The organism is Sphingomonas zeae, from assembly GCF_014197135.1.
In the GTDB taxonomy this organism is placed as follows: Bacteria; Pseudomonadota; Alphaproteobacteria; order Sphingomonadales; family Sphingomonadaceae; genus Sphingomonas; species Sphingomonas zeae.
Genome location: NZ_JACIFA010000001.1, coordinates 576,219 through 591,802, shown reverse-complemented (window position 1 = coordinate 591,802; position 15,584 = coordinate 576,219). Strand labels below are relative to the sequence as shown.

15 protein-coding genes are annotated in these 15,584 nt (G+C 65.6%); 6 read left to right on the top strand and 9 right to left on the bottom strand.

The annotated features are described in order from the left end of the window. Window positions 1-17: 17 nt before the first annotated feature. Together GGR45_RS02875 and GGR45_RS02870 are read right to left on the bottom strand one after the other, a co-directional pair. The gene (locus GGR45_RS02875) at window positions 18-449 is read right to left on the bottom strand and encodes a hypothetical protein (RefSeq protein ID WP_175314042.1); all 432 of its coding nucleotides are present in this window, start codon (window positions 447-449) and stop codon (window positions 18-20) included. Continuing rightward, entirely contained in the window at window positions 446-1,207 is a 762-nt protein-coding gene (locus GGR45_RS02870; RefSeq protein ID WP_175314040.1) for a prepilin peptidase, read from the bottom strand. Before GGR45_RS02870 ends, GGR45_RS02875 begins: the two co-directional genes overlap by 4 nt. Before the next feature lie 214 nt (window positions 1,208-1,421). Here GGR45_RS02870 and GGR45_RS02865 point away from each other — a divergent pair, with 214 nt between their 5' ends. Then, a complete protein-coding gene (locus tag GGR45_RS02865; RefSeq protein WP_175314038.1) occupies window positions 1,422-2,603 on the top strand; it encodes an acetyl-CoA C-acyltransferase in 1,182 nt (393 codons plus the stop codon). Window positions 2,604-2,798: 195 nt separating this feature from the next. On the opposite strand, the gene GGR45_RS02860 is transcribed toward GGR45_RS02865, so the two are convergent. Next, window positions 2,799-3,302, bottom strand: coding sequence for an SH3 domain-containing protein (locus tag GGR45_RS02860; protein ID WP_419790002.1), 504 nt, complete (start codon window positions 3,300-3,302; stop codon window positions 2,799-2,801). A 122-nt stretch (window positions 3,303-3,424) separates the two neighbouring features. Here GGR45_RS02860 and GGR45_RS02855 point away from each other — a divergent pair, with 122 nt between their 5' ends. Next, window positions 3,425-4,423 (top strand): 2-hydroxyacid dehydrogenase, encoded by a 999-nt coding sequence (locus GGR45_RS02855; RefSeq protein ID WP_175314211.1) that lies wholly within the window; start codon window positions 3,425-3,427, stop codon window positions 4,421-4,423. A gap of 24 nt (window positions 4,424-4,447) precedes the next feature. Here the strand turns inward: GGR45_RS02855 and GGR45_RS02850 are convergent, their stop codons facing one another. Further along, on the bottom strand, window positions 4,448-4,810 hold the full coding sequence (locus GGR45_RS02850) for a hypothetical protein (protein WP_175314036.1): 363 nt from the start codon (window positions 4,808-4,810) through the stop codon (window positions 4,448-4,450). A 158-nt stretch (window positions 4,811-4,968) separates the two neighbouring features. Here GGR45_RS02850 and GGR45_RS02845 point away from each other — a divergent pair, with 158 nt between their 5' ends. Next, window positions 4,969-5,160, top strand: coding sequence for a hypothetical protein (locus tag GGR45_RS02845; protein WP_175314034.1), 192 nt, complete (start codon window positions 4,969-4,971; stop codon window positions 5,158-5,160). 22 nt (window positions 5,161-5,182) lie between these two features. Here the strand turns inward: GGR45_RS02845 and GGR45_RS02840 are convergent, their stop codons facing one another. The 4 genes from GGR45_RS02840 to GGR45_RS02825 all read right to left on the bottom strand — a co-directional run bounded on the left by GGR45_RS02840 (window position 5,183) and on the right by GGR45_RS02825 (window position 9,437). Further along, window positions 5,183-5,653, bottom strand: a complete 471-nt coding sequence (locus tag GGR45_RS02840) for a hypothetical protein (protein ID WP_246357998.1) — start codon at window positions 5,651-5,653, stop codon at window positions 5,183-5,185. 3 nt (window positions 5,654-5,656) lie between these two features. Next, window positions 5,657-7,060: an NAD(P)H-dependent flavin oxidoreductase gene (locus tag GGR45_RS02835; protein ID WP_175314032.1), complete on the bottom strand. Its 1,404-nt coding sequence runs from the start codon at window positions 7,058-7,060 to the stop codon at window positions 5,657-5,659. Between the two features lie 117 nt (window positions 7,061-7,177). Next, window positions 7,178-8,314: a glycosyltransferase family 4 protein gene (locus tag GGR45_RS02830; protein WP_175314030.1), complete on the bottom strand. Its 1,137-nt coding sequence runs from the start codon at window positions 8,312-8,314 to the stop codon at window positions 7,178-7,180. 262 nt (window positions 8,315-8,576) lie between these two features. Next, window positions 8,577-9,437, bottom strand: a complete 861-nt coding sequence (locus GGR45_RS02825) for an alpha/beta fold hydrolase (RefSeq protein WP_175314028.1) — start codon at window positions 9,435-9,437, stop codon at window positions 8,577-8,579. Between the two features lie 37 nt (window positions 9,438-9,474). Here GGR45_RS02825 and GGR45_RS02820 point away from each other — a divergent pair, with 37 nt between their 5' ends. Continuing rightward, the gene (locus GGR45_RS02820) at window positions 9,475-10,851 is read left to right on the top strand and encodes a protein adenylyltransferase SelO family protein (protein WP_175314207.1); all 1,377 of its coding nucleotides are present in this window, start codon (window positions 9,475-9,477) and stop codon (window positions 10,849-10,851) included. A 142-nt stretch (window positions 10,852-10,993) separates the two neighbouring features. After that, the gene (gene astD / locus GGR45_RS02815; RefSeq protein WP_175314026.1) at window positions 10,994-12,400 is read left to right on the top strand and encodes a succinylglutamate-semialdehyde dehydrogenase; all 1,407 of its coding nucleotides are present in this window, start codon (window positions 10,994-10,996) and stop codon (window positions 12,398-12,400) included. A 43-nt stretch (window positions 12,401-12,443) separates the two neighbouring features. Here the strand turns inward: astD and GGR45_RS02810 are convergent, their stop codons facing one another. Next, window positions 12,444-15,242 (bottom strand): TonB-dependent receptor domain-containing protein, encoded by a 2,799-nt coding sequence (locus GGR45_RS02810; RefSeq protein WP_175314024.1) that lies wholly within the window; start codon window positions 15,240-15,242, stop codon window positions 12,444-12,446. Between GGR45_RS02810 and GGR45_RS02805 the strand changes: the two genes are divergently transcribed. After that, window positions 15,214-15,519 carry a hypothetical protein gene (locus tag GGR45_RS02805; protein WP_175314023.1) on the top strand — a complete coding sequence of 102 codons (306 nt, stop codon included), beginning with the start codon at window positions 15,214-15,216 and terminating at the stop codon, window positions 15,517-15,519. The genes GGR45_RS02810 and GGR45_RS02805 overlap by 29 nt on opposite strands. Window positions 15,520-15,584 lie beyond the last annotated feature (65 nt).

Genomic DNA, 15,584 nt, shown 5'->3' with positions numbered 1-15,584 from the left:
GAGGTTCCCTCCGGGGTTCACCGAGCGGCGGGCGCACACCCGACAAGGCCGCCGACGGGAACGACGATTTCGTCCTGATCCCCGCGCGTTAGGCGAATACTGGCATCCGACACGATCGCCCCGTCCTGCAGCGTCTCGCGCTGGGTGATCGTCATGTCGAGCGTCGCGGTGACACCCGCCTCGGCATAGCGGGTCGTGCTCGCCAGCCCCAGCGTCCCGCCGCCTCGGGCCTCGGCGGCGGCCAGATCGGTCGGTTTGCCGTCCAGCATGATGCGCAAACGGCCCGGCTCGACCATCGCGACGAAACGCTGGTCCTGCACCGCCCAGAGATAGGCCGCGCAGCCGCGCGCGGGCAGCGACTGTTTGGGCAGCGCGCCCAGCAGCGGGGGTGCGACCGGGGCGGCCTGAACGGCGGCCTGTGCCAAAGCGAAGATCGACAGAAGCATCATGTGGCCAATCCTATCATCAACATCCAGGCCGGGTAAGCCGCCAGTGCCAGCAGCAGTCCCAGCGGCACCATGTCCTGTCCGCTCGCCCGGCGCCCCAGCAGATGCCGCAAGGCGACAAAGCCGATGCCGATGACGCACGCCGCCAGCAACACGCCGGGGAGCATCCGCCAGCCGAGCCATAGCCCGATCGCGCCCATCAGCTTGGGGTCGCCACCCCCCATTCCCTCGCGCCCCCGCCACCAGCGATAGCCTTGGGCAATCGCCCAGAGCGCGCCGAAGCCAACCAGCCCGCCGACGATCCGTTCGCCCAGCAACGGCGCATGACCGAGCAGCCCGGTCAGCAGCCCCGCCCCCGCGAGCCACGCGGTCAACCGATCGGGCAACCAAAAGGCCAGCGCGTCGAGCGCGCCCAGCGCCAGCAGCGTCCAGCCGAACAGCGCCCCCGTCCAGCCATCCGGTCCGGCGACCCAGCCCGCCGACACGCCAATCAGCGCGGCGATGGTTTCGATGCGCCAATGCAGCGGATCGATCGGCTGGCGGCACCGCGCGCAGCGCCCGCGCAGCGCGACGAAGCTCAGGACCGGCACCAGCTCCCAAGCCCGCAGGGTTTCGCCGCAATGGTCGCAGGCCGAGCGCCCTGTCAGCACCGATCGATCGTCCAGCCAGCGCAGCACCAGCGCCGCGACGAACGACCCGATGATCGCGCCCGCCACGCCATAGATGACGGCCCACAAAGCCGATGCCGCCCCGAACGTCATGCCGATCCCTTATCTTCCCCCCTCTCCTTCAGGGGAGGGGTCGGGGGTGGGGCGTTTCCGCAAACGCAACGCCTGTGGCGACGCCCCACCCCAAACCCCTCCCCTGAAGGAGAGGGGCTTTAATCGGCCCCTAGCCTCTTTGCGCCCCCAAGCAAAAGGCGTAAGGCCCGCACCAAACAACGACATCAAGACAGACCTAATCGGAGAGTATGCCATGACGGACCCCATCGTCATCCTGTCCTATGCCCGCACCCCCATGGGATCGTTCCAGGGCAGCCTGTCGGGCCTGTCCGCCACCCAGCTGGGCGCCGCCGCCGTCAAGGGCGCGGTCGAGCGGGCGGGCCTCGACCCTGCGCTGGTCGAGCGGATTCACATGGGCTGCGTCCTTCCCGCCGGGCTGGGCCAGGCCCCCGCGCGCCAGGCCGCGATCTTCGCCGGGCTGGGCGAGCATGTCGAGGCGACCACCGTCAACAAGATGTGTGGATCGGGAATGCAGGCCGCGATCATGGCGGCGGAAGCGCTGGCGGCGGGATCGGCCGACCTGATCGTTGCGGGGGGCATGGAGAGCATGACGGGTGCCCCCTATCTCAGCCACAAGCATCGCGGCGGTGCGCGGATCGGCCATGACACGCTGTACGACCACATGTTCCTCGACGGACTGGAGGACGCCTATGAGCGCGGCCGCCTGATGGGCCATTTCGCCGAGGAAGCCGCGCAGGAATATCAGTTCACGCGGGGCGCCCAGGACGATTTCGCCATCGCCTCGCTGGAACGCGCCAAGGCGGCGCAAGGGTCGGGCGCGTTCGATCGCGAGATCGTGGCCGTCACGGTCAAGACCCGCAAGGGCGAGGAGCAGATCACCCTCGACGAGCAGCCCGCCAAGGGCGATCCCGCCAAGATTCCGACGCTGAAGCCGGCCTTCTCCAAGGACGGCACGATCACGGCGGCCAACGCCTCGTCCATCTCGGACGGTGCGGCCGCGCTGGTGATGACGCGCGCCAGCGTCGCCGAGCGGCTGGGCCTGACCCCGATCGCGCGGGTCGTGGCGCAGGCGGCGCACGCCCATGCCCCTGCCCGCTTCACTACCGCGCCGGTCTTTGCGATGCGCAAGGCGCTGGAGCGGGCGGGATGGTCGACGGGGGACGCCGATCTCTACGAGGTCAACGAAGCCTTTGCGGCCGTCGCGATGATCGCGATGCGCGACATGGACCTGTCGCACGACCGGTTGAACGTCCATGGCGGCGCCTGCGCGCTGGGCCACCCGATCGGTGCCAGCGGCGCGCGTGTGCTGGCGACGTTGCTGTCGGCCTTGGAAACGAAGGGCGCGAAACGCGGTGTCGCGTCGCTGTGCATCGGCGGGGGCGAGGCCACTGCGATGGCGGTGGAGTTGATGTAAGGAGGTAGCCCTCGGTTCTGTGCACGCCCCGCCCGCAGACGGGAGCAACCCCTTCTTGCTCCCCTCCCGCAAGCGGGAGGGGTTGGGGGAGGGCAAGGAGTCTCACCGAGACCATCGCCCGCGGCATTCCCTCCCCCATCCCCTCCCGCAAGCGGGAGGGGCGTGCCTGGAGGTGAACGAACGGCCCTAAGGAACCTACGGCAGAACCTCACCCGGCTCGACGCCCCATATCGAACCGACAGGCACAAACCCAGCCTGCCCCTTCACGTCCAGACGGCACCAGCCGCCATTACACTCGCTGATCCGCCCAACCACGCCCGGTGCGGCACGCCACAAGGTTTTGGCCCCGTCATCGGGGGCGGATCGCATCGGCAGCGGATCGGCGCCGCGCACGATCGCGGTACGGGTGTTGCGCAGCAGGACCGCAAGCATCCAGCCCTCTGTCCCGTCCGGGTCCTGCACCTTGCGCCATTCCTTGAACACCGCGACCACTTTCACCGGCAGGTCGGCGCGGCGATAGGTCCAACTGGCGGGATAGGTGCGTGCCGGCCCCGTCCGCATCCGCGCCAGCGAAGCGCCGATCGACCCATAATAAGGCACCGCGCGCTTTTCGGGCGCGGCGATCGCCGCCGGGGCGAGCGGCCCCGCCGCCAGCGTCATCGCCAAAATTGCCAGTCCGGCCATGGACCTGCGCATCATATGTCCCTTTACCTGCCTGCCCGCCCGCTCGCTGCTCTACGCCGAGCCGGGGCAAGGCTTCAACCGTGTTCGAGTCCGAACACCGGTTGACGGACCTGCGGGCTTGCCGCAATCCGATGGTCATGGTCGATCCACGCCGCTGCCTGAACCCCAGGGTGGTCGTCACCCGCGAACTGCCCGATCCCGTGATGGAGCGGATGGCTGCGCTGTTCGAAACGCAGTTCAACCGATCCGACGAAAAGATGAGCCGGGAGCGGCTGGTCGCCGCGGTGGCCGATTGCGACGTACTGGTCCCCACTGTCACCGATGCGATTGACGCGGAGCTGATCGCGGGTGCTGGCCCCCGGCTGAAGCTGATTGCCAATTTCGGCGCAGGCGTGAACCATATCGACCTGAAGGCGGCGCGCGCGCGTCGCATCATCGTCACCAATACGCCGGGCGTCCTGACCGAGGACACCGCCGACATGACGATGGCGCTGATCCTGTCGGTGCCACGCCGTCTGGCCGAGGGGGAGAAGCTGGTCCGTTCGGGCGCGTGGAAGGGCTGGAGCCCCGGCGGGATGCTGGGCCATCGCATCGGCGGCAAGGCGCTGGGCATCGTCGGCATGGGCCGGATCGGCCAGGCGGTTGCGCGGCGCGCGCGTGCCTTTGGCCTGTCGATCCATTATCACAATCGCCGCCGCCTGCCCGCCAGCATCGAGGCGGAGCTGGGCGCGAGCTGGTATGACGATCTCGACGCGATGCTGGGCGCGGTCGACATCGTGTCGATCCATACGCCGCTCAACGCCGACAGCCACGACCTGATCGACCGCCGCCGCATCGCGCTGATGCGCCCCCATGTCTATCTCATCAACGCCAGCCGGGGCGGGATCGTCGACGAGGATGCGATGGTCGAGGCGCTGGAGAATGGACGGCTGGCGGGCGCGGGGCTGGACGTGTGGCGGCACGAGCCCGAAATCGACCCGCGCCTGCTCGCGCTCCCCAATGTCGTGCTGACCCCGCATATGGGCTCGGCCACGCTGGAGGGGCGCGTCGCCTCAGGCGAAAAGGTCATCGCCAATATCCGCAGCTGGGCCGACGGCCACCGACCGCCGGATCAGGTGCTGGAGGGGTGGCTTTGAGACGCTATCAGCCGCCGAGCACCATCACTCGACAGTCTGGACGACGAAGGTGAACCATGCGCTCTCCGCGTGATCGTAGAGTTGCACGACCTGATCCTCGATCCGGCAGGTGAAGTGGCCGGCGCTGCTGCGGTCGAACCCCTTGGTCTCCCCATCGGTGACTTCCATATAGATCGCCGCGCCGGTTCCGGTCTCGCGCAGTTCGGGAAGCGTGCCGCCGAACTTCACGTTTCGGTCGCCGTCCAGGCCCTGTAGATGCTCGCCACGGGCCTCCGCCGCGATCCGCAGATGCCGGTCCGCTGACTGGTCATAGAGTCCGGCGACCTTCTTGCCGGTCACGAAGGCGTGGGACGAGGCGGCGACGATGGCGCGGATTTCTGGTTGCATGGCGTGTCGCCTGACACAGGCCATAGCTCGGATCAACCTTATGCCCATCCCAGCCCGACGGGATCGTCGATCCTCGCTCCATGTCAAAATGTTGCGGCGCGGAACCCCTTTTGGCTTCCCGGCATTCCCCTCCTGTCATTCAAACAGGAGCTACCCCCATGAAAAAGCTGGCGATTGCCTTCACCTTGGTCGCGACCACCCTGTCGATTTCAGCCTGTTCGACGCTCAAGGGCGCCGCCATCGGTGGTGCGGGCGGCGCAGGCGTCGCGGCGGCGACGGGCGGCAGCGTCGAGAAAGGCGCCGCGGTCGGCGGTACGGCAGGGGCAGTGGTCGGCACCGTCGCCGACTGATCCATCGCGCGGAAGCGGCGGGTCACACCGCCGCTTCCGCCGATAACAGCGCTTTGATACGCGGCGCGTCCTTCGGTCGTCCGAAAAGGCGGAACAGTGCGAGCAACTCTTGCCGGTCGGGTACGAACAGCGCCCCCTCTGCCGTAACGATCCGCTGGCGCGTTCGCGGCTCGACTGGCTGCCAGCGTCCCGCAACGGCGACATGGAAACCGGCCATCACCTCGACCGGAACCGGCGCGGCATCCCACTTCGCAAACGCCATCGAGCAAAATAGGGGATCGGGTCGCAATGCGATCCGCTCAACGCCGAGATGATCGAATACCGCATCGGTCAGTCCGGCTTCGATCAGTAGATCGACGTCGTGAACCGATCCCGCATCGACACCATGCAGCGCCATCGCTGCGCTGCCGATGATCCACCAGCCATCGGGAAATGGTGCCATCGCCCCCGCGACGCTGCATAACGTCGCGAAGAGTTCCGGCACCATCACCATAGCTTAGTCCCCGGTCAGGATACGGTCGACCAGCTGCTTCACCGTCGGCACGAACCCGTTCGAATAGAAGGGATCGCGCTTGAAGTTATAGGCCGCGTGGCCCGCGAACATCAGGTTCTGCTCGACATCGCCGCCATGAGCGATGTCCTGCAGCGTCTTCTGGATGCAGAAGCTGCGCGGGTCGGCCAGACGGCCGGTCGAGTTGGTCTCGCTGTCCGCCCAGCTCGAGAACAGGCACTGCGACAGGCAGCCCATGCAGTCGGCCTGATCCTTGCGGATTTCCTTGGCTTCCTCAGGCGACACGAAGACCAGCGTGTTGTCCGGCGTCTTCAGCGCCATGGTGAAGCCGGCACCGAACCATTCGCGTGCGCGCAGCAGGTCGCCCTTCGTCACCCAGAAATTCTTGCCCTTCACGCCCACGTCGAGCTGGAAGACATGATCGCCCGCTTCCTGGGTGGAGAAGGCGATCTGGCGCTCCGAACGCGCCTCCAGGCTGCGCAGGAAGGGATTGCGTACCGCGCTGGAATAGAAACCGGTCGGCGAGAAGCGATGGAGCAGGACATCGCCCTCCTCGATCGTCATCAGCCGCTGCTTCCACTCCTCGGGGATGGGGCTTTCCTGCGTCAGCAGGGGCCGCGTGCCGAACTGGAAGGCGATCTTGCCCAGTTCGGGATTGTCGATCCAGTTGGTCCAGTCGCGCAAATACCAGACGCCGCCCGCCATCACGATCGGCACGTCGTCCGAAATGCCGCCCTCGCGCATCGTGTCGCGTAGCGCCTTCACGCGGGGGTAAGGGTCCTGCGGCTGCAACGGGTCTTCGGCGTTGGACAGGCCGTTATGGCCGCCGGCCAGCCAGGGGTCTTCATAGACCACCGCCGCCAGCCATTCCGACGCCTTGGAATAGGCGCGCTTCCACAACGCGCGGAAGGCGCGGCCCGAGGACACGATCGGCAGATAGCTGACCTGATGATGCGCCGCGATCTCGGACAGCTTATAGGGCATGCCCGCGCCACAGGTGACGCCCGCAACCAGCCCCTTGGTGCGTGCCAGTACGCCTTCCAACACCCGCTGCGCGCCGCCCATTTCCCACAGCACGTTGATATTGATCGCGCCCTTGCCACCGGCAATGTCCCAGGCACGCTTCACCTGCTGGACCGCGCCTTCGATGGCATATTCGATCAGTTCCTCATGCCGCTCGCGCCGGGTCAGCGCGCGGTAGATCTGGGGAATGATCTTGCCCTCGGCATCATAGCTGTCGGCGTTCACCGCCGACACGGTGCCGACGCCGCCCGCCGCCGCCCAGGCGCCAGCAGAAGCGTGATTGGTCGCAGCAACGCCCTTCCCGCCTTCGATCAGCGGCCAAACCTCGCGGCCGTTGTACAGGATGGGGCTCAAGCCTTTGAACACGTCTTCACCTTACTGGTCCGAAAGGGTTTCATATAGCGTGTTAGAATCGCTTAGCGAGGGGGAATTAACGGCACGGTCCGGTGCCTCATTGTATCGCCGGATTCAGCCCTTCCTGTCTCACCCCAGCGCGCCGGGTCGCCCCAGGACCTGTTCGTACAAAGCCTTGTAGCGCGCGACCATCTGCGCCTGGTCGAATTCGGCGCGCACCCGCGCCTGATTGGCCGCCCCCGCTTCGGCCCGCAATTCGGGATGCGCGATCAACGCCTGGATCACATCGCGCAGACGCACCTCATTAGGGGCGTCGGCAATGAACTGGCGATTGGGCTCGGACACCATCATCGACACGTCACCCACCGGCAGCGAGGCGATGGGCAGCCCGGCCGCCATCCCCTCCAGCACCGAGATCGGCGCCTGTTCGGACAGCGACGACAGCGCGACAATGTCGAAATGGCGGATATAGTTATAGGGCCGCTCCAGGAAGCCCGGCATGACCAGCCGGTCGGCGATGCCCATGGCGGCCGCGGCCTGCTGGATATTTGCGCGCTCCGGCCCCTCACCCACGATCACCAGCCGGAAACGATTGGGAATGCCGCCCATCGCACGGACCAGCATGGGCAGGTTCTTGACCACGCGCAGGCCCGCCAGCGCGCCGACCACAATCTCCTTGGGCTGGCGGACGAAGCCGGGAATACCCTTGGGATCGGGATCGCGGGTGTAGAGCTTCGTGTCGATGCCGTTGGGAATGCGGTGGACCCGCGCGGCGGGCTGTTTCCAGATCTGGAGCGCGATCGCCTCCAGGATATGGCTGGGCACCGCGAGCGCATCCGCCGCCGACAGGGCGATGCGGCGATAGATGTTGCGTTCGATCTTGAGGCCCCGCGCCTCGTCGGCGTTGAAGCCATCCTCATGATGAACCAGCGGCGGCGCGCCCTTGGCATAGACGCGGCGCGCCATCACCCCGTCGATCGCGCCCCAATTATAGGTCAGCACCAGATCGAAGCGGCGCATATAGGCCGCGATCGCCTCGTATCGCTTGACGGAGGGCTTGCCGGTCAGCGGCGGAGCGTCCTGCGCGATCTCGTACCGGATGCCCTTGGCGATGGCATCGCGTGCCCCCAGTTCGTCGGGCATGGCGGAGACGATCGTGTGCTTCGCGGCATCGCCAAAGGCATTCATCAACGCGACCGCGCGCGCCTCCTTGCCGCCCAGCGAGAAGGAGGAATGGAGGTGCAGGATGTTCAGCGGACGGGCCATGGCCGCCGGATTAGCGGGCGGCGGGCGCGATGAAAACCGCTAGCACCACCCCATATTCGCCTTTTCCTGACTCGCAGGCGATCGTTGCAAAGTCAGCGCTCGCCTCCAACATCCCACCCCGGCGAAGGCCGGGGTCCAGTGGCGTGGTCGTGGGTATGACTTACCAACGCCTCCCCGACTGGATCCCGGCCTTCGCCGGGATGGTTGCTGTGCTTTTTGTAATGCACAAACCAACGGGGTCCGGCTCGGCCGCAAATGGATTCTATCCCGCCACCCTATCCAGCAAACGCCCGATCCCGGCCAGCGCTTCCGGCTCGGTGAGGAGCGGCGTGTGGCCGACACCCGGCACCGTGACCAGTTCGGACGGGGACAGGCGTTCGACCATCCGATCGGCGACGGTCGCGCTCAGGATATCCGACCGCTCGCCGCGCACCACCAGCGTCGGAACGCCGTTCAGCGCGTCGAGCGCCGCCCACATGTCCGGCCCGCCCTCGGTATTGGGCACGCGGAACGGCTCGGCGATCTTGAGATCATAGTCCAGCACGATCCGCCCCGCGCTGGTTAACCGATGGGTGCGCTTGGCCATGGCCAGCCAGTCCTCTATGCCCCAATCGGGATAGACGTCCTCGTTACTCTCCTGGAGACAGCGCGCGGCGTGCAGCCAGGTGGGAAAGCTCTGCCCCTTGCCGACATAGCCGCGGATCCGGGCCAGCCCCGCCGCCTCTATCTCCGGCCCGATGTCATTGAACACCGCGCCCGACAGCCGCCCGCGCGCGGTCGCGGCCAGCGCCATCGTCACGATCCCGCCCAGCGAGGTGCCGACCGCCACGAACCGGCCGATGCCGAATTCGTCGAGCATCGCCTCGACATCCTGGACATAGGTCAGCGGCACATAGGTCATCGGGTCCTTGGCATAGGCGCTCTCGCCCCGCCCCCGAAAACTGACCGCGATGACGCGCGCGCGTCCCGCCAGCGCCTCGGCCAGCCCCTCGAAATCGCGGGCGTTGCGGGTCAGGCCGGGCAGGCAAATGACGGGAGGCAGCGCGTCCGAGCCGGGATAGTCGCGCGCATGGAGCCGCAGGCCGTCCTTCGACCACCAATATCGATTCTCATGAGGCGTCATGCTTGAAGGTCCTCCGGTACCGTCTCCATATCGCGGTATGCCCCTATCCCCGCAAGCCTATCGCCCCGCCTGCGCCCTCACCGAGATCGCCGACTTCCTCGCCGATCCGGTCGTGCCCGCCGATTTCCCGCAGACGATCATTCGCTTCCGCAACGACCGCGCGGCGGCCGAGATCGGGCTGGAGACCCTGACCGATGACGAATGGGTCGCCCATCTCGGCCGGTTCGCACCCTTGCCCGACACGCTGCCGGGACCGCTGGCGCTGCGCTATCACGGGCATCAGTTCCGCCAGTATAATAGCGACCTGGGCGACGGGCGCGGCTTCACCTTTGCACAGATGACGGCGACCGATGGCCGGCTGCTCGAACTGGGCACCAAGGGCTCGGGGCAGACGCCGTATAGTCGTTTCGGCGATGGTCGCCTGACCCTGAAAGGCGGTGTGCGCGAAATCCTGGCGACCGAGATGCTGGAGGCGTTGAACGTCCCCACGTCGCGGACGCTGTCGATCATCGAAACGGGGGAAGCGCTGCACCGGGGCGACGAGCCCTCCCCCACCCGCTCGGCCGTGATGGTGCGAATGAGCCATGGCCATATCCGCATCGGCAGTTTCCAGCGGCTGGCCTTCGAGCGGGACGAAGCTGCGATGAAGCGGCTGGTCGCCTATGCCTTACGGCATTTCTATGGCGAGGAATCGGACGATCCCGTCCGTCTGTTGACCCTAGTGGCGCAGCGGACCGCGACGCTGGCGGCGCGCTACATGGCCGCCGGCTTCGTCCACGGCGTTCTCAATTCCGACAATATCAACGTGACGGGCGAGAGCTTCGACTATGGCCCCTGGCGGTTCGCGCCCGGCTGGGATCCGGGATTCACGGCGGCCTATTTCGACCAGATGGGCCTGTACGCGCTGGGCCGCCAGCCCGAAGCCATACAGTGGGACGTGATGCAGCTCGCCTCCAGCCTGCGACTGATCGCCGAGAGCGATCCGCTGATCGCCGCGCTGGATGGCTTCGCCGCGACCTATCAGGACGAGATCGTGAGCGCGATCCTGTGGCGACTGGGCGTCACCCCGCGCGGCGGAACCGAGGACCGGGCATTGGTCCAGACCTTCGAGCGGGCGCTGCGGGAGAGTCAGGCACCGCTCGAGCAGGTCTATTTCGATGTGTTCGGCGGACAGGTGCCGGCTCATTATGACGAGAGCTGGAACGCGGTGCGCGACCTGATCGAGCCCTATGCGCCACGCCGCGCGCGCGACCATGCCTATTGGCAGGGCAAGCCGGAGTCGATGCTGATCGACGAGGTCGAGGCGATCTGGACCCCCATCGCCGAGCATGACGACTGGACCCTGCTGCATGACAAGGTCGCGCGGGTGCGCGCCATGGGCCGGGCGCTTGCCGACCCGGTTGCGGCAGCCTAGAACCCAGGGAAGAGGGCCTGACTCTCCCCTCCCCTTCAGGGGCGGGGTCGGGGGTGGGGCGCCCGCCCCAGACCCGGCATCGGTGGAGAGGCCCCACCCCAACCCCTCCCCTGAAGGAGAGGGGCTTGCCTGGATCCATGCCATGCCTTCTTTTCTATCGACCTACGAACCCGCCACCGGCGCGCTGATCGCCGAGCTTCCCATCGGCGACGCGTCCCGCGAGATCGCCACCGCGCGGGCCGGCTGGCGGGATTGGGCGATGACACCGCTGGCCGGGCGCGTGGAAGTGCTGCATCGCTTCGCGGAGGTCGTGCGAGGCCGCGCGGAGGCCTTTGCCGACCTGATCGCACGCGAGACGGGCAAGCCGCTCTGGGAAGCGAAGACCGAGGTCGACACCGTCATCGCCAAGGTCGCCATCTCGATCACCGCGCAGGCCGAACGCGCCGGGACACGCTTCACCGACCAGCCGGGCGGCGGGCGCATGGCGTTGCGTCACCGGCCGCACGGCGTGCTGGCGGTGCTCGGGCCGTATAACTTTCCCGCGCATCTGCCCAACGGGCACATCGTTCCCGCCCTGCTCGCCGGAAATGCCGTAGTGTTCAAACCGTCTGAAAAGACCCCGGCGACGGGCGCGTTCCTGGTCGAATGCTATCGCGCGGCGGGCGTGCCCGAGGGCGTCGTCCGGCTGCTGATCGGCGGACCGGATCAGGGGCGCGCACTGGCGGGACATGACGATATCGACGGGCTGCTTTTCACGGGCTCCGCCCGCACCGGCCTCGCGCTCAACCGGCAGTTCGCCGAGCGGCCCGAAAAGATCCTGGCGTTGGAGATGGGCGGGAACAACCCGCTGATTGTCTGGGACGATCCCGATCTGGACGCCGCCGCCGCGCTGATCGTCCAGTCGGCCTATACCACCGCCGGGCAACGCTGCACCGCCGGGCGGCGGCTGATCGTCCAGGATCGGCTGTTCGACCCGCTGATGGCGGCGCTGACCCGCCTCATCGACCGGTTGATCGTCGGCGCGCCGCGTGACGACCCTGCGCCGTTCATGGGGCCGGTGATCGACAATGCAGCGGCGGACCATCTGCTTTCGGGTGTGGGCGCGCTGATCGCGAAGGGCGCGCATGTCATCCGTCCGCTGGAGCGGGTGCGGCCGGGCCTGCCCTTGCTGACCCCCGCCATTCTCGACGTGACCAGCATCGCCGAGCGGCCCGATGACGAGCTGTTCGGGCCGGTGCTGCAAGTGTCACGCGCGCCGGATTTCGCCGATGCGCTCGACCAGGCCAATGCCACCCGCTACGGCCTGTCGGCCTCGCTGATCAGCCCTTCGCACGAACGTTACGACCAGTTCTGGACCGGCATCCGCGCAGGGATCGTCAACTGGAACCGCCCGACCAACGGCGCGGCGTCGAGCGCGCCCTTCGGCGGCATCGGCTGGTCGGGCAACCACCGTCCCAGCGCCTATTATGCCGCCGACTATTGCGCCTATCCGGTCGCCAGCGCGGAGGTGGAGACGGTCTCCGCCGCCATCCCGATCGGCCTGCGCTGACAGGAAAATGGCCCGGAACCGATGTTCCGGGCCATCCCGTCATTCAGAAACGGGCGGAAATACCGACCCGCAAGGTACGGCCCCGCACCGTGTAATAGGTGGGGAAGGTGTTGAAATACTGGCCGATACCATAGGTCGTATCGTTGCCGATCAGCGGCGGATCCTTGTCGAACAGATTCTGGACATTGAACCGCACGTCGATCCCCTTCACGAGCGTAACGTTCGTATTGAAATCGAAATAGCTATAGCCCGGAATACGGTTCGCCAGCGGATAGGTCTGCCCCGGCGCAGCGGCCAGGACGGTGTTGGTCGACAGCTTGGAAATGCTGGTCGGGCCGATATAGCGCCATGTGAAGCCCAGGCCGCCCTTGATCCAGGGAAGTTGCCAGTTCACGCCCGCGACATGCCGCCAGCGCGGTAGCGGATCGCCACACGCGAATCCAAAATAGCCAAGGCACGACCATGGCGTATTGCCCGGCGCGAATTGCCGCTCATATTTTGTAGTCAGCGTACCGTTGAAGTTCAGACCAAAGGTGCCGATGTCGTCCGCAATGCCCAGACGCTTCGGGTCAAGCGCGTAATTCGTGCTGAAGTCGATTCCTCGCGTCGCATTATATCCCGAATTATTATAGCGGGCATCGGCCACCAACAGACGACCATTTTGCGGATCGCGCTGATAGAATTGGCAAAAGAACTGCACTTTGTTGTCATAGCATTGGCTGAATGCCATGTTGATCCGGGTCCATTCGAACGCGCCCTGGATGTTGATGTCGTACCAGTCGACCGAAGCCGTCAGACCGGGGATAAAGCGCGGCTGCATCACCACGCCCAGCGTCTTGCTGCGCGACCGCTCGGGCTGGAGTGCGGAATTGCCGCCATTGACGAGTGTCGTCGGGCAATAGCCCTGGGAATCGCAGCCGGTATAGCTGCTCAGCGCATCATATTGCGCGCGAGTCATGCCGATCGAACACTGGTCGAACGAATAACGTGTTCGTCCCTTGCCATCGCTCGACGCACGGGGTGGTGCGCAAAGATCAAGCATCGGCGTGTTGGGATACCGGTTTTCACCCTCAAGCCGTTGCAGCACACCGACGCGAACTGCGCGATTATAGCTGCCCCGGAAACGGATGCCGTCAAAGGGAGACCAACTCGCCTCCGCCTTCCAACTGTGAACCAGCGACTGGTAGACGTCATAATCGGAAATCCGATAGCCGCCATTGACGCTGAGTTCCTTGAAGAACGGCTTGTCCTCGATCAGCGGAATGTCGATTTCGCCGCCCAGTTCCTTCACGCTGGTGCGCCCGTCAAAGGTGGTGAAGTTCGACCAGGCGCCAAAGCCCTGCGACTGGTTCCTATATTTGCGATACTCGCCGGTGATCGCAAAGCCGATGCCGTTCTCGGCAAACGGGCTCTTGATCCCATAATCCTCCAGCGTGCCGGACACGATGGCGTTGATGACCTGCAGGTCGTTCTGCTGGCGACGACTGCCGGTTCCCGTCACCCAATTATAGACCGCGTCGCTGATCGAGTTATTCGACGAAAAGGCGTCGACCGGCTGGCAGTTGGGATCGGTGCCGTCGATCTTCGACAGACAGGTCGGCACGCCGTTCACGTTGCGCACCTGAAGCCCGCGCGCCAGGCGATCGGCTTGATCGGGCAGCCACATATGGTCGCCCGAACCGTTCTGAATGTTGCGGGTCTGCTGATAGCTCAACTCGAACCGGATCTTGTCGACGATCATGCCCGACAGGTTCAGCGAGCCGCGCCAGTCGTCGGTCGTATTGCGGAAATTCTGGAACATGCCGGGGCGGAACAGGGAAAGCGAAATGGGATCGCTAAGCGCGGTCGTACCCGCTGCCGCACCGCAAATGACCCGAGCTTGCGCCTGACCCAGGAACGGATTGTCGCAATTGACCGGCGCCGAGGGCGTCCACAGGCCGCCGTCGACCGAATTATAACCGCGCTCGACGATCTTGCTGTAAAGGAAGCTGCCGTTCAGCCGCATACCGGCGGGCAGCTCCGCCGTTAGAAAACCGCCGGCGTTGACTGTCTCACTACCGCGCTGCATCGCATCGACGCGCTGAATACGCACCTCGTCCGCCGTGTCATAGGGTCGGAAGCTACGCGATCCATCGCGGGCATTGGTCAGATCCTGCCCGGCAGCAAAGAAGTAATTATACGGATTATAGGTCGTACCGCCGCAGGTCCATTTCGTATTGCCGGCGTCGACGTTGTTCTGATCAAACATCAGCAACGGGCAATTGACGGTGTCCAGATTGCGATACTGGATCGGGTCCGCCTTTTTATAGGTTGCGAATGCGCTGATGTTCAGACGATCGCCGAGCAGATTCCTGCCCGCCGCCAAGGATGCAAAATAATTGCCTCCGCCCAGATATGTGCCGCGCGGATAAGTATAACCCGCATCCTGTGCGATCCTGGCCAGCAACGGGTTATCGTTATTATGATTAAAGCCGCTGACTTCACCGTCAAAAGCGATGCCATTGAACTTGCGCTTCACGATGAAGTTGACGACGCCCGCGATCGCGTCAGACCCATACACCGCCGACGCGCCGCCGGTCATGATGTCGATCCGCTCGATCAACGCGCCGGGGATGATGTTGACGTCATTGTCCATCCGCTGCCCGTTGAGCAGCGTCAGCGTGCGGCCCGCACCGAGATTGCGCAAGCCCACCGGCGCGGAACCGGAGGTCCAGCTCTGGCCCTGCAGGCCCAGCATCGGCGTGACCTGTGGCAGTTGAGCCAGCGCGTCCTCGACGCGCGCCAACCCCCGCTCCTTCAGGTAGGTCGAGTCGATGGTGGTGATCGGCGCGTTGCTGGTCATGTTCGGCCGCACGATCCGCGTGCCTGTGACGATCACGTCGCCGGTATCCGCTTTTTCCTGCTTGGCATCGATCCTGTCGGTCGACGCCGCGACCCCTGTTACTGCAGGAGCGTCGCTATTCGCGCCGTCAGCCGCCCCGCCCGATGCGACCTGCGCCGACGCCACGCCCACCCAGGCGAACGTTATCAATGATGCGCCAACGCCCCATTTTATATTGGATGATTTCAACATCGGTTCGATTCCCCCCGTTTTCGTCCTCCCCGCCAGCCAACCATAAGTCTGAGCAAACCACAATAATATATACTATATGCACTGCGTCATGCGAAGCTGATCTACCCGCAC